10 protein-coding genes and 1 pseudogene are annotated in these 13,748 nt (G+C 72.5%); 6 read left to right on the top strand and 5 right to left on the bottom strand.

The features are described 5' to 3' along the window. Nucleotides 1-119: 119 nt before the first annotated feature. Complete coding sequence (locus tag ACIRQF_RS01185; RefSeq protein ID WP_404087797.1) at nucleotides 120-884, top strand: maleylpyruvate isomerase family mycothiol-dependent enzyme; 765 nt, start codon at nucleotides 120-122, stop codon at nucleotides 882-884. 18 nt (nucleotides 885-902) lie between these two features. Here ACIRQF_RS01185 and ACIRQF_RS01180 read toward each other — a convergent pair. Further along, nucleotides 903-1,022, bottom strand: a pseudogene (locus tag ACIRQF_RS01180) (IS5/IS1182 family transposase); the annotation flags it as partial. 89 nt (nucleotides 1,023-1,111) lie between these two features. Then, nucleotides 1,112-1,678: a hypothetical protein gene (locus tag ACIRQF_RS01175; RefSeq protein WP_404087795.1), complete on the bottom strand. Its 567-nt coding sequence runs from the start codon at nucleotides 1,676-1,678 to the stop codon at nucleotides 1,112-1,114. A gap of 927 nt (nucleotides 1,679-2,605) precedes the next feature. Here ACIRQF_RS01175 and ACIRQF_RS01170 point away from each other — a divergent pair. Together ACIRQF_RS01170 and ACIRQF_RS01165 are read left to right on the top strand one after the other, a co-directional pair. Next, nucleotides 2,606-3,676: a helix-turn-helix domain-containing protein gene (locus tag ACIRQF_RS01170; RefSeq protein WP_404087793.1), complete on the top strand. Its 1,071-nt coding sequence runs from the start codon at nucleotides 2,606-2,608 to the stop codon at nucleotides 3,674-3,676. Between the two features lie 346 nt (nucleotides 3,677-4,022). Next, nucleotides 4,023-4,823: an alpha/beta hydrolase gene (locus ACIRQF_RS01165; RefSeq protein ID WP_404087791.1), complete on the top strand. Its 801-nt coding sequence runs from the start codon at nucleotides 4,023-4,025 to the stop codon at nucleotides 4,821-4,823. A gap of 219 nt (nucleotides 4,824-5,042) precedes the next feature. On the opposite strand, the gene ACIRQF_RS01160 is transcribed toward ACIRQF_RS01165, so the two are convergent. Then, a complete protein-coding gene (locus ACIRQF_RS01160; RefSeq protein WP_404087789.1) occupies nucleotides 5,043-7,301 on the bottom strand; it encodes an ATP-binding protein in 2,259 nt (752 codons plus the stop codon). A 222-nt stretch (nucleotides 7,302-7,523) separates the two neighbouring features. Beyond that, nucleotides 7,524-9,782: an ATP-binding protein gene (locus tag ACIRQF_RS01155; protein WP_404087787.1), complete on the bottom strand. Its 2,259-nt coding sequence runs from the start codon at nucleotides 9,780-9,782 to the stop codon at nucleotides 7,524-7,526. A gap of 507 nt (nucleotides 9,783-10,289) precedes the next feature. Here ACIRQF_RS01155 and ACIRQF_RS01150 point away from each other — a divergent pair. Next, entirely contained in the window at nucleotides 10,290-10,730 is a 441-nt protein-coding gene (locus ACIRQF_RS01150; protein ID WP_404087785.1) for a VOC family protein, read from the top strand. A 245-nt stretch (nucleotides 10,731-10,975) separates the two neighbouring features. Here ACIRQF_RS01150 and ACIRQF_RS01145 read toward each other — a convergent pair whose 3' ends face one another. Further along, on the bottom strand, nucleotides 10,976-11,806 hold the full coding sequence (locus ACIRQF_RS01145) for a hypothetical protein (protein WP_404087783.1): 831 nt from the start codon (nucleotides 11,804-11,806) through the stop codon (nucleotides 10,976-10,978). A 95-nt stretch (nucleotides 11,807-11,901) separates the two neighbouring features. Here ACIRQF_RS01145 and ACIRQF_RS01140 point away from each other — a divergent pair, with 95 nt between their 5' ends. Both ACIRQF_RS01140 and paaI read left to right on the top strand, forming a co-directional pair. After that, nucleotides 11,902-12,675 (top strand): uracil-DNA glycosylase, encoded by a 774-nt coding sequence (locus ACIRQF_RS01140; RefSeq protein ID WP_404087781.1) that lies wholly within the window; start codon nucleotides 11,902-11,904, stop codon nucleotides 12,673-12,675. Nucleotides 12,676-12,890: 215 nt separating this feature from the next. Further along, nucleotides 12,891-13,334, top strand: coding sequence for a hydroxyphenylacetyl-CoA thioesterase PaaI (gene paaI / locus ACIRQF_RS01135; RefSeq protein ID WP_376633907.1), 444 nt, complete (start codon nucleotides 12,891-12,893; stop codon nucleotides 13,332-13,334). Nucleotides 13,335-13,748: the final 414 nt, after the last annotated feature.

The following is a 13,748-nucleotide window of genomic DNA, read 5'->3' as shown; positions in this document are numbered from 1 at the left end:
GGCCCCGACCTCCAGAAGGCCGGGGCCCGTTCCCGTTCGACGTGGAACGCCTCGCAGTTGGCGTGCTGGGCGGTCTTAATCGAGTGTGAGAGGCCCGGTCCGGGTGATACAAGCTCTGCGTGACTGAGCATCCCTACTTCCCCACCCTGCTGCGGATGATCGACGAGCGGTCCGCCGCCTTCCGCGCCGCCGTCGCCGCGGCCCCCAGCCTCGACGCCGACGTCCCCTCCTGCCCGGGCTGGACGCTGTACGACCTGGCGAACCACCTCAGTGAGGGGGACCGCTTCTGGGCCTACATCGTGCTGAACACGGCGCCGGGCGACGAGCGGCCGAGCAAGGACGGACTGCCGGCGCCCAGGGAGCGCGAGGCCCTCATAACCTGGCTGGCCGACTCGACGGAGCAGCTGCTCACTGCTCTGCGCGAGGCCGGCCCGGACCGGGGCTGCTGGGCCTGGTGGGAGCCGCTGGCCTCACCGCACACGGTGGCCGCCGTGGCCCGCCGCCGCGTCCCGGAATCGCTGATCCACACCTACGACGCCCAGCTGGCCTGCGGTACCCCGCAGGAGCTGCCGACGACCGAGGCGGTCGACGCCATCGAGGAGTTCCTCGCCACCGTCTGCACCGGCACGGTCCCGTGGCCGGGCGAGCCCGCCACCATGGACTACCACGCAGCCGAGGCCGGCTCCTGGCGCCAGACGGTGGACGCCGCCGGTTCCCGCTTCACCCGCCTCACCGCGGCGGAGGCCGCCGAGAGCAAGCCCACCGCCGCCGTCTACGGCACGGCGAGTGAGATGGCCCTGCTCATGTACATGCGCATCCCGGCCGGCTCGCTGCGGATGGAGGGCGACGCCGGCCTGCTCCAGCAGCTGCAGGACTGGGGCTGAGACCGACCGGCAAATGGGTCACTTGAGGAGTCGGGTGGTGGGGCGGCCGTCGCCCAGCGGTAGCGCGGGGTCGGCGCGGCGGATGAGCGTACGCAGCGTGACGATCGCTGCGGACAGATAGAGACAGAAGTCCACGAGCAGTAGTTGACGCGGCGTCTGCTCGTACGGTTGGAGCAGCCCGGAGCGCCTATGCGCTCGGTGGGATCGAGCGGTCGAGCCTTGGTGGCTCAGGCTTCGATCTGTATCCAGGTATCGCCGGCGCGGAGCCAGAGGACACCGTCGCGACCCTGGGCGCAGCGCATGACTACCGGCCCCGGTAGTCGCAGCTTCTCCTGGGCGGTGATCACCCAGGCATCGTCGACGAGCTCCGCGCGGCTCAGCTCGACACCGGGACGGTTGTGGAACCGGTGGGTGAGGAGCATCCGGGTGCCGCGGACGGCGATGCCGTCGGTGTCTCTCAGGGGGTTGCGATAGCTCGTGATGTCGCCGGTGGCGGGATCGACTCGGGACAGGAAGGCACCCTCGTGGCTGTACCAGGCGAGCCAGGCCATGGCCTCTTCGGTGGCGCCCGCGCTTCCGCCGAGGGGCCATACGGGGAGCCGTCCCTGAGGGCTCCATGTGTGGGTACCGTCGGTGTCCCAGCGGGCCAGGCCGGCACTGGTCTCCGGGTGGTCTCCGTAGATGCCCTCGTCACCGTACGAGGTCCAGATGCCGCCGTCGCGGTCGGTGACGATGTAGTCGATGTCGTCGCCGATACAGAAATGACTTACCGGGTGTCCCCCGGGGGAGTACACGACCGCGTTCCTCTCCCAGATCCCGTTCTGGGCCCGGCGCATACGGCCTGACGCCAGCAGAAACCGTGACCAGGAGAGCAGGGCCAGGTGGCTGGTCCCCGGGGTTATGCCGGTTACGGCGGTGCGGTGTTCCACACCGCCCGAGATCACGACCAATACGCCGTCACACGGAGCCGCCACGCTCCATCCGACCCATCCCTTGATGTACGGGGAACGGCGCAGGTTCCGTTCATGGATCAGCATCACCGCGAGTTCATTGCCCGGGCCAACGCTCCACCACAAGGCCCGCCATCCAGCTCGGGCATCCTCAGGGGGCAAGCTCCACACGACAGGCAGTTCGCCAAGCGTCATCGGCATTCACCTTTTGGACTCCAGGCCCCAACGGCGCCTGAAGGGATGTACGTTACCGGGCGGCGGCCGCCGCGTTTCGACCGGCCCCCTGCCCGATGCGCCCAGCACGCCAGCGCGCCACCTGCGGATGGCCCGGCTTGATATCCCGCGGCAGCAACGGCTCAAGCCGGGCCCACTGGCCATTCGTCAGATCCCCACGTCCCACAGGACGTGATCACCGACGAACAAGATCCACTTTCCCAACAGACCCTAGGCGACGCCGGCCGCGGCGGATACCGACACCGGATGGCCGGCGCCGAGGCGACATCGGCCGTGACGGACGACAGCGCGCCCGCATTCCTGCCTGTGGTTCTGCCTGGAGACCGGTACGGACCGCTGCTTGGCTGTTCGGTGTGGGCGGGAGCCCGGGCGTCGCCGGCAAAGGTCCGGTGGCGCCCCGCTCCAGCGAGGTCGCCGTGTGTGCGACGCGTCGTCCGGCCCGGCCGGACGACGGCGGCCGCCGCGATCCGGGGAGGTGCGGCGGCCTGTTCGCGCCTGTCGCAGCCCCGGAGTCATATCCCCTGAGTGGAGCGCATTTTGAGCTTGGTGTTGACGACCTCCTCCGTGCCGGACCGGGACAAGGTGGCGTACTGGAACGATGTGGTGAGCAGGACGCTGGTACCGATGACGGTCACCCCTCGGGGCGACGGGCCGTTCGACGGCCGGATCGCCAGCGACCGTCTCGGCTATCTCCAGGTCTGCACCATGGAGGCCGACGCGGAGCGGGTCAGCCGCACGCCCGCGCTGATATCCAGGTCGCCCGAGGCGCTGGTGGCGGTCGGTGTCCAGGTGTCCGGCACGGCCACCTTCGTCCAGGACGGCAGGCGGGCCGAGGTGGGGGAGGGGGACCTGGTCGTGTGCGACACGACCCGGCCGTATTCCTTCGACTATCCGCAGCGGTTCGCGACGCACGTCTTCCAGCTGCCGCGCCGCACGCTGGGCGTGTCGGAAAGCGACATCCGGCAGGTCACCGGCAAAGCCATCGGCACCGGGGACGGTTTCGGCGCGATGCTGCTCCCGTTCCTGGCCACCCTGGCCTCGTCCACCGCCGGAGGCTACCCGCACGCCGTCGCGAACCGGCTGGCCGGCAACGTCGTCGACCTGCTTTCCACGCTGATCGCGGAACGTGCCCACCGGGGCGGCACGGAAGCGGCGGAACGCAGCCATCTGATGCTGCGTGTCCTCGACCACATCAACCGGAACCTGGGCGACCCGGACCTGTCACCGGAGCGCATCGCCCGCGAGAACAGGATCTCCGTCCGGTACCTGCACCGGCTGTTCGAGGGCGAGGGGACCACGGTCGGTCGTTTCGTCCGGCAGCGGCGCCTGGAGGAGTGCAAGCGCGAACTGGCCCGTCGCGGCGGAACGGCCCCGACCGTGTCCGCCGTGTCCCAGAGGTGGGGTTTCGTCTACCCCGCTCACTTCAGCCGGGCCTTCCGCGCCGCCTACGGCATCTCCCCACGTGAATGGCGGGCCCTGCGCACCGCCCAGGACGACCGCGGGCGGACTCCGGTGGCCCGCCCGTCCGCCGGGGCCGTCCCCCAGGACGCCACCGCCGGCCGAGGGGTCGACGCCCGAGGGGCTGACCTCCCGCCTTCCAGGGGGTAGGGCCCCGCTCGGAACCGCGCCGCCGACCATCCTGTGGCCGCGTCGGCGACCCCGGCCCCACGAGTGCCGGACCGCGTTCCGTACACCCGACCGCGTACGGGTGCTCGGAACGCCCCTCGCTTCAGTCCAGTCCCTTTCGGCAGGAGACCGTGTGTCCGACTTCGTCGTTTCGTCAGCTCGGCACCCGGTGCTGGACCCTACGACCCGAGTGTTCGTGGACCGGCACAGCCGCCCGCCATCGGTGCGCGCCCCCGACCTGGCAGCGGCTCGACGGAATCTCGCGCGTCTCCAGGGGGAGGGCGCGGTCGACCCTCCGGACGAGGAAGCCATCTCCGCGGAGTGGTTCATGCTGCCGGTCGGGCCGACCGGTCGCGTACGGGTGCAAGTGGTCAGGCCGGCCGGCACCGTCGGCGACAGTCCCGTCGTCCTGTTCCTGCACGGGCTGGGCTGGGCCCTGGGCGACCCCGGCACCTACCGGCGTGTCGTGCGCGCCTTCGCTCTCGGCGCGGACGCGGCCGTGGTGTTCGTCGACTACGAGCGCGCCCCGGAGGCGCGGTATCCGATCGCCGTCGAGCAGTGTTACGCGGTCGCGCGGTGGATCTGCGAACGGGGTGGCGAGATCGGCCTGGACGGGAGCCGCATGGCCGCGGTGGGCGCTTCGGCGGGCGGCAACCTCGTCGCGGCGCTGACCCTGCTGGCCAAGGAGCGCGGTGGGGTGCGACTGCTGCAGCAAGTGCTGCTCTGCCCCGTCACCGACGCCGGCTTCGACAGCCCCTCGTATCAGGAGTTCGCCCACGGCTACCTGCTGGACCGCGAGACCATGCGCTGGTTCTGGGACCAGTACCTGCCCGACGTAGGGCAGCGGAGCCAGGCCACCGCTTCACCACTGAGGGCCACGCTCGAACAGCTCACCGGGCTGCCCCCGGCCCTGGTGGTCACCGGCGAGGCCGACGTGGTGCGCGACGAGGGTGAGGCGTACGCGGGAAAGCTCCGGTCGGCCGGGGTACCGGTGGTCTCCCTGCGTTACCACGGGACGATCCACGGCTTCATGGTCCTCGACCAGCTGCGCGAGACGGCCTCCGCCCGCGCCGCTCTCATCCAGGCCCTCGACACCGTCCACGTCGCCCTGCACCAGCACCGCGACTGAGCCCCGCGCGGGAACGGCGTGCCGCGTCCCGTCGCTCCCTGCCCACCGGGGCGGACGCGAGCCCGGCGCGGACGGGCCCGGCGCGACCGAGCCCGGCGTGACCGGACCCGCGCGAGCGAGCCCGGCGCGGACGGCCCCGGCGTGACCGGACCCGCGCAACCGGCCCGGCGCGAACGGGTCCGGCGTTCCGCCGCCCGGGGCGTGTCAGGGTGGACGGCCTCACGTGGCGGGGAGCGTGTCCAGGAGCCTCTGCGCAGCCTTCGACTCCTTGTCGAGGGCCGCGTCACCGAAGGCGAGGACCTGGCGCAGACAGGAGCGGGCTTCCGCGGTCTCGCCCAGTTGGATCAGGGCCTCCCCCAGATCCAGAAGCTGTTCGGCCTCCCTGTGGGGCATGCCGATGCGACGCGACTGGGCCTGGGCACGGCGATGGTGGTCGACCGCCTCCCGCCACCTCCCCAGGGCGGCGTAGTCGAGACCGAGCACCTGGTACGTGTGAGCCCGGAAGACATCGGTGACGAGCCCGCTCAACGGACAGTCGGCGGCGTCGAGGAAGTCGGCGACGCGCTGGTGCTGGGCCAGCGCCTCCTCGGCGTGGCCGAGCAGGCGCAGGGCGGTTCCGTAGAGGCGGACGGCCTGGGGCCACACCTCGTGGAGATCCGCGTCTTCGGACAGCTCGACGGCGGAGAAGGCCTTGTCCGCGACGGACCTGGCGTCGCCGAGCTGTTGGTGCGCGCTCGCCGCGAGTATCAGGGCGGAGGCCTGCTGGTGCGGGTCCTGCGCGCGGCGGGCGTGTTCCAGCGCCTCGTCGGCTCGTTCGATGGCCTCACGGTAGCGCTGCTCACAGGTGGTCAGCGCCCACGAATGGCAGTTGAGGTGGAAGGCCCGCATATAGGGGTCGTCGAGCGCGGCAGCGGCCTCGACGGCCAGACCGAAGACTTCGGGCCAGTGTCCCCAGTGCACCCACAGATCGCAGAACCATTCCATGGCATGCGCGGTCTCGACGACCCTCGTGTGATCGTTCCTTCGAGCGGCGTCGCGCAGCGCCGCGAGCCAGGCGGGCGCCTCGTTCCGGAGCCAGGCACGCGCCTGCTCGGCACTCTCCGGCGCGGCGAGACCCTGCCCGGAGGAGGGAGCTGCCCCGTGCGTGGGCTGGTACCAGCGCCCGGCGACCACGGCCGTCTCCAGCAGCCACACGCGCAGCCGCTCGTCCGCCGCCTCCCGCTCGCCGGGTTCCTCCTCGCCGGACAGCCGGGTGCGGGCGAACAGCCGCAGCAGGTCGTGCAGTTGGTAGCGGCCGGTGAACGTGGCCTGCAGCAGGCCCGCCTCGACGAGTTCCTCCATCACGTCCTCGGCCTGGGGGACGCCGGTCCCGGCGAGAGCGGCGCCGTAGGCGGCGGTCATGTCCGGACCCGGCACCAGGCTCAGCAGCCGCAGCATGCGCGCGGCCTGGGCGGTCAGCTGGCGGTAGGACAGTTCGAAGGCCGGCTCCACACGGACGTCGCCCGCGGCGAGCGCGCCCAGCCGGCGTTCCTCGTCGGCCAGGCGCCGTACCAGGCGGTCGACGGTCCATCCGGAACGGACCGTCAGCCAGTTCGCCGCCACACGCAAGGCCAACGGCAGTCGCCCGCACAGCTCCGCCACCCGCCCCACGGCCTCGGCCTCCGCCTCCGCACGCTCCTCGCCCAGGATCCGGCGCAGCAGAGCGACCGCCTCGTCCTGCGTCATCTCCGACAGCGCCAGACGCTGGACGTCCGGCAGTCCGGTCAGGGACCGCCGGCTGGTGATCAGCACCAGGCCGCGACCGCCCGTGGGCAGCAGCGTCCGCACCTGCTCCTCATCGCGGGCGTTGTCCAGGACCACCAGGCACCGGCGGCCGCCCAGCAGCGCTCTCAGCAGCCCGGCACGGCCCTGTGGATCCTCGTGCGCCAGTCGGCGGTCCGGCACGCCCAGGGCTTTCAGCAGCCTCAGCGTTGCCTCGCCCGTGTCCACGGGGCCGTCCACGCCGTGAAGGTCCACCACGAAGCACCCGTCGGGGAACTTCTCCCTCAGGTCCGCCGCCGCCTTCAGCGCCAGCGTCGTCTTCCCACACCCCGGAGGACCCGAGACGACCCACACCGCAGCCTTCCCGTCGGCCGGCGCCCGTCCCGCGGCCTCCCGCAACAGCGTCAGCTCCGGTTCCCGGCCCGTGAAGTCCCCGACCGACCGGGGCGGCACGACCGTCCCCGCCACCACCACGCTGCGCGTCGGACGCGCCGCACGCACCGAGGCCAGCAGCGCTTCCCGCTCCGCGTCCGCGAGCCCGAGGCCGTCGGCCAGGGCCACCACGGTACGTCGCTGCGGTACGCGGCTGCGTCCACGTTCCATGTCGCCGATGGCCCGGACGCTCACACCCGACGCCTCGGCCAGTTCTTCCCTCGTCAGACGGCGCTGCTGCCGCAGACCGAGCAGAACGGCCCCGAACGCCTTCTCCCCGAACACGAGTCCTCTTCCTCCCCGCCCCGAGGAAAGAATACGGTGCGTCGTTCACGGCGAAGCCGCAGGCCAGCGGCGTCAGGCAGGGTGCCGGGCTCACCTTGAGGGGTGAGCCCGGCAGGGACCCGAGCCGTGCTCGGAGTTTCGCGGGCGGTGGGCCCGGCCCCGTCCTGGACACGCGGCAGCCACCTCGCCCCAGGCGTTCGGTCCTGTGCCGCTCCATGCCGCTCACCCCGCAGGCAACGCCTCCAGCCGCTTCCGCGCCTCGCTCACGACCGCGGCGTCGGCCGCGTCGCCGAGTTCCAGAACTCCGCGAAGGCAGCTGCGGGCCTCGTCCGGCTCTCCCAGTTCGATCAGGGCCTCACCCGTACCCAGCAGTGCGCTCGCCTGCATGTGCGTCATGCCGAGGTCCCGGAACCGGTCCAGCGCCTCGCGATGACGGTCCAGCGCCTCGCTCCACCGGCCCAGGACGGCGAGGTCGAGACCGAGCGCGTACGTCGTGTGGGCACGGACCATGGCGGCCAGGTGCCCGCCGACCTCCTGGTCCGGCGAGTCGAGGAATTCGATGATGCGCAGGTTCTGCGCGTGTGCCTCGCTCGTCAGCCCCAGGAACCGCAGGGAGGACCCCAGGTTGACCACCGCCCCGAGCCAGCCCTCGCGATCGCCGATCCCCTCGTACAGCTCCACCGAGGCGCGGGCCTTGTCGACGGCCTCCTGGGCTTCTCCCAGCTTCCGGTAGGCGACCGCCGCATGGGACAGTGCGGACGCCTGCTGCGGGACGTTGCCCGCGAGGCGGGCGCAGCGCAGACCTGTCTCGGCCTGGTCGATGGCCTCCCGGTACCGGTGGTCGCATGCGATGAGGGCCCATGCGTGCATGTTGTGACTGAAGGCGCGCATGCCGGGGTCGTCGAGCGCCGCGGCTGCGTGACCGGCGAGCTCGTAGAGCTCCGACCAGTGGCCCCAGAAGACCCACAGGTTGCAGAACCACTCCATGGCGTCGCCCATCTCCACGACGCGCAGGTGCTCGTCGCGCTGCGCGGCGCTGCGCAGCGCCGCGAGCCAGGCAGGGGCTTCGCCCTGCAGCCAGGCCCGGGCGTCCTCGGTGCTCGCCAGCGGGACGATCCCCCGCCAGGAGGCCGGGGGCGCACCGTACTTGGGTTTGTACCAACGGCCGGCGACCACGGCCGTGTCGAGCAACCAGGCGCGCAGCCGGTCGTCCGCCGCGCGCCGCTCCACGGGTGGTTCTTCGCGGGCAAGGCGGCCACGGGCGAACAGCCTCAGCAGGTCGTGAAGTTGGTAGCGCCCGCTGACGGTGGCCTGGAGCAGGCCCGCCTCGACCAGTTCCTCCATCACGTCCTCGGCCTCGAAGACGTCGACCTCGGCCAGGCAGGCACCGTACGCGGCGGTCATGTCCGGTCCTGGAACCAGGCTCAGCAGACGCATCATCCGAGCGGCAGCGTCCGTCAGCTCGCGGTAGGACAACTCGAACGCCGCTTCCACCCTCACGTCGTCAGCCGTCAGGGCGCTCAGGCGTCGTTCCTCGTCGGCCAGACGGCGTGCCAGGTGCTCGACGGTCCAGGCCGCGTTGATCGCGAGGCGATTGCCGGCCACGCGAAGGGCCAGCGGCAGGCGCCCGCACATCTCCGCCACCCTCGCCACGGCGTCAGGCTCCGCGTCCGCGCGTTCTTCGCCCAGGATCCGGCAGAGCAGCGCGACCGCCTCGTCCTGCGTCATCTCCTCCAACGCCAGCCGGTCGACGTCCTCGAGCCCTGTCAAGGGTCGTCGGCTGGTCACGAGGACCAGGCTGCGGCCGCCCGACGGAAGCAAGGGGCGCACCTGGCCCTCGTCGCGCGCGTTGTCCAGCACCACGAGACACCGACGCTCGCCCAGCAGGGCCCGCAGCAGCCCCGCGTGCCCGGCCGCGCCCTCCTGGCTCAGCCGACGGTCCGACACCCCGAGGGCCTTCAGGAGCTTCAGCAGCGCCTCGCCCGGGTCCACGGCGCCGTCGACGCCGTGGAGGTCCACCATGAAGCAGCCTCCCGGGAAGTCCTCCGCCAGATCCGAGGCCGCTCGGAGCGCCAGGGTCGTCTTCCCACACCCCGGCGGGCCGGAGATCACCGCCACGGACACACCGTCACCGGTGGCGGACCGCTCGGCCATGTCCTTCAACCGGGCCAGTTGGGGGCCACGGCCGGTGAAATCCCGCACCGATCGCGGCGGCACCGCCGTGCCCGCGACGGCGACCGCGCGTGCGGGACGGTCGGCCCGGCTCGCCGCCAGGAGGCCGTCCCGCTGCGTCTCGCCAAGCCCCAGCCCGTCGGCCAGGGCCACCACGGTGCGCCGCTGCGGTACGCGGCTGCGTCCCCGCTCCATGTCGCCGATGGCCCGGACGCTGACACCCGACGCCTCGGACAACTGCTCCATCGTCAGGCGGGCCTGCTGACGCAGTGCGCGCAGGACGGCCCCGTAAGTCTTCTCTCCGGACATGACTCCCCTTGTTCTCCTGGGATCCGAGGGTATGTCGTGCCCTGTCCGGCCGAACCCGCAGGCAGCGGGCACGAGGGCGGGGTGCGGGACCCCTCGTGATCGGCGTTGCCGGCCGGCACGTCTGAGGGTCGCGCTCGCAGGGTCCGGGAGGGCTCAGCACCGGACTTCCGGCCGGAGCCGAGGGTCCGGCCGGGCCGACGGACGTCGTCGGACGCTCCGCGGGCCTCGCCGGGACATGGCCGACGAGGCGGCTCCCGGCGGGCGGCCGACGCCTGACCGGCGTGACCACCCTCCTCGGGATTCCGGCCTGTACGGGACCGTCCTGGAGCCCCGCCCCGGGCTGAGGAAGCTGCGCCGCGCCGGAACGGAAAGACTGAGGTTCCCCCGCACCTGGAGGGCGAGAATGGAGAGCGCGGCGGGTGTGGATGTCGAGAAGGTGCCGCCGGCTCCGTCCCAGGGACATCAGCGGGCGACACCGACCGCACGAGGAATGAGGGAGACACCACCATGGCGATTCAGCGGATGGACAACGTCGGTATCGTCGTCGAGGACCTGGATGCCGCCATCGCGTTCTTCGTGGAACTGGGCATGGAGCTGGAGGGCAGGGCGGAGGTCCAGGGCCCCTTCGCCGACCAGTGCACCGGACTCGACGGCGTCCGCTGTGACATCGCGATGCTCCGGACCCCGGACGGTCACAGTCGGCTCGAGTTGGCGAAGTACCGCAACCCCGCGGTGATCAGCGACGGGCCACGCAACCGACCGCACAACGTCCTGGGCACACACCGCGTGATGTTCGCCGTCGACGACATCGAGGACACCGTCGCCCGGCTCCGCCCCTACGGCGCCGAACTCGTCGGCGAGATCGCGCGGTTCGAGGACGTCTACCTGCTCTGCTACCTCCGCGGCCCGGACGGCATCATCGTCGGGCTGGCCGAGCAACTGGGCTGAGAAGGAGAGACCGAATCGCCCGGCCGCACGAAGCAGCGCGGTCTGCCCTGCGTGCTCCGCCAGGATCCGACGCCGTGACGCCACCTCGCCTGGCCATCGCGCCCAAGGACGGAACCCGCGCACCCGTGGGTACCAGGGGAGCGGCCGGCCTCAGTGGGGGGTGGCGGCCGGGCAGTCCGGAGCCGAACGGGCGCATCCCGTTGCGTCGTGGGGGCATGGCTGCACGGCGGGGAGCCGAGTGCGCCTCAGGCCAGGCTGTCGAACTCGCCGAGGAAGGCGCCGACCACCGCGGCGACGGCGCCGCCGACGAAGAGAAGGCCGACGGTGACGACGACGAGGGCCAGGGAGGCGTCCAGGATTCGCCGGCTCCGCGGCCGCAGCGGAACCACGCGGCCGGGATCGCGCACGTCGTACGCCGCTTCGATGCTCCACGTCGGGATGGAGTGCCGCACGGTGCGGACCAAGCCGCCCGGATCCGTGTACGCGTAGAGGCCGTGCTGGTCCTGCAGCCTGACGGCGGCCGTCCGGACGCCGTGCTTCCGGAGGTGACGTTCCTCGACCGGGGCGTACGCGAGGAAGGCGCCGAGCGCGAGCACCAGTATCCCGAAGAAGCTGAACGGGATGATGACGATCATGGCGGCCGGGCTTCCCTGGACGCCCACGAGCACGCACAGGCCGACAGCCACCAGGGTCGCGACGAGGGCGCCGCGCTTCATCCCGCGGAGCCAGTTCCGGTAACTGGGCTGGTACAGGCGCTCGCCCGAGACCAGGTCCGCGCCGTCGACCGCCGCCAGCTCCTCGGTCCGCTCCGGCACGACCGCGTTCACGGCCTCGGCGAAGGCGACGGCGGCGGCCTCGTCCGCCACGTCCCAGACCCGGTGGACGTGCGTCTTCTCCGTCGTCGGCGCGGCGATCAGCTCGATCGTGACGTGCCGCTCCTCGGCGAGCACACGGCTGATGGCCTTCAGGGGGATGTGCGTCTGCTCGTGCGGGCGGCGCACGACCAGCGCCTCGTTCTCGACGAGGGCGAGGGTTTCCTTGCCGGCGTGGAGAACGGGTATGGGAGTGATCGACATGGATGTGATCGTAGGGGTGCAGGAAGAAGCCGTGGTGGGTAATCGTGCATCGACGGGCAGGGGGCAACCGAACACGGCGTGGAAGTGGGTCGACGATGTCCACTGCGGAGGGATACCCGCTGCGGGCCGCCGCCCAGGCGCGCACGCTGGCGGAGATGGACGCGCTCCTCGTGGAGTGCCGGGCCTGCCCGCGGCTGGTGGAGTGGCGTGAGGAGACGGCCCGCGAGAAACGTGCGGCGTTCCGGGACTGGGAGTACTGGGGCCGGCCCGTGCCCGGGTTCGGACCGGCGGATGCCTCCCTCCTGATCACCGGCCTCGCGCCGGCGGCGCACGGCGCGAACCGGACCGGGCGGATGTTCACCGGCGACCGGTCCGGTGATCTGCTGTTCGCGACGCTGTACGAGCTGGGGCTGGCCTCCCGGGCTCTCGCCACCCGTTCCGATGACGGGCTGGAGCTCTTCGGGGTGCGCGTCACCGCCCCGGTGCACTGCGCTCCGCCGGACAACCGCCCGACGCCCGGCGAGCGTGACACGTGTCGTCCCTGGCTGACCCGCGAGGCGCAACTGCTGCGCCCGACCCTGCGCGCGGTCGTCGCCCTGGGGGCCTTCGGCTGGCAGGCCGCGCTGGCGGCGCTGGGCGAGGCGGGGTGGAGCGTGCCGCGGCCGCGGCCGGTGTTCGGTCACGGCGTGCAGGCGCCGCTGACCCACGTGGGAGGGACGGGCGACCCGCTCACGGTCTTCGGCTGCTATCACGTCAGCCAGCGGAACGTGTTCACCGGCCGGCTGACGCCTGACATGCTGCGCCGGGTCCTCGCCGACGCAGCGCACGCCGCAGGCCTGCGGGTGGAGGATCCGCCACGCCAAGGGTGACCTCCGTCCATCGTGATCCGACCCCCCTCGGGTGCGTCAACGCGGCCACGGCGAGCCGAACGCCCCTGCGCCCGGGACTGATCGGTCACACAGGGGACCTGCGAGCCGGGCGTACCGGGCCCGTCGTTGACAGGTGTCGGCCCTGATCGGTCTAATGCGGACGCGTAGCACTCGGGCGGGCCTGTCCGGCCCGGTCATCAGGGAGGGGCGGAGCCGTGGGCGGGCACAGCGGAGTGCCGGACGACGCACCGGCCGGGATCGCGGAGCTGTACGAGCGGGACCGTACGTGCAGGAGCCTGGGCATCGCGCTCGAGGAGGTCGCGCCGGGCAGGGCGCTGATGCGCATGCGGGTGAGCGAGGACATGGTCAACGGCCATGGCATGGCGCACGGTGGATTCGTGTTCCTCTTTGCCGACGCGGCGTTCGCCTTCGCCTGCAACGGCTACGGGCCCGTCACCGTGGCGCAGTCCGCGCAGGTCAGCTTCCTGCTGCCGGCCGCCGTGGACGACGAGCTGGTCGCCGAGGCCGTGGAGCGGACGCGCTCGGGCCGCAACGGCATCTACGACGTGACGGTGCGACGGGTGGACGGAACGGTCGTCGCGGAGTTCCGTGGACAGAGCGTGATGCTGTCCGGCAGAGCGCAGCCGCAGAAGGACTGAAGCCCCGGAGGGACCGGGCGCGCCCGGCGTCCGCCGGCCGGGCCGGCAGGCAGACGCCGGGCGCGCCCCGGTCCCTCCGGGCGAGGTGGCAGGGAGCCGGTCGGATCGCGTGCCCTGGCGCCCGTCCCGCGCGTCGGCCGGCCATGGCGCGCGCCCGTCCCGCGCGTCGGCAGGCCATGGCGCGCGGCCCGTCCCGCGCGTCGGCCGGCCCTGGCGCTCGGCCCGTCCCGCCCGTCGGCCGGCAGTGCCCCGCGCGCCCTCCTGCCCGTCGGCGGGCCGTGCCCCGCGCGCCCTCCCGCCGGGGGGCCCGCCCCGCCCGGCCCCCCGCCCCCCCCCCCCCCCCCGGGCCCGCCCCCCGCCCCCCGCCCGCCCCCGGGGCGGGGGCCCCCCCCCGTGGGTGGTGGGCCGGCGCGG

The sequence above is a fragment of the Streptomyces sp. NPDC101191 genome (assembly GCF_044767915.1).
GTDB lineage: Bacteria > Actinomycetota > Actinomycetes > Streptomycetales > Streptomycetaceae > Streptomyces.
This window is presented reverse-complemented; position numbering and strand designations above follow the sequence as displayed.

What these genes read in the sequence shown, in the direction of transcription:
- ACIRQF_RS01165 (WP_404087791.1), top strand. Translation starts at nt 4,023, where the DNA reads ATGCTGCCGGTCGGGCCGACCGGTCGCGTACGGGTGCAAGTGGTCAGG.
- ACIRQF_RS01155 (WP_404087787.1), bottom strand. Translation starts at nt 9,782, where the DNA reads ATGTCCGGAGAGAAGACTTACGGGGCCGTCCTGCGCGCACTGCGTCAG.
- ACIRQF_RS01150 (WP_404087785.1), top strand. Translation starts at nt 10,290, where the DNA reads ATGGCGATTCAGCGGATGGACAACGTCGGTATCGTCGTCGAGGACCTG.
- ACIRQF_RS01145 (WP_404087783.1), bottom strand. Translation starts at nt 11,806, where the DNA reads ATGTCGATCACTCCCATACCCGTTCTCCACGCCGGCAAGGAAACCCTC.
- ACIRQF_RS01140 (WP_404087781.1), top strand. Translation starts at nt 11,902, where the DNA reads ATGTCCACTGCGGAGGGATACCCGCTGCGGGCCGCCGCCCAGGCGCGC.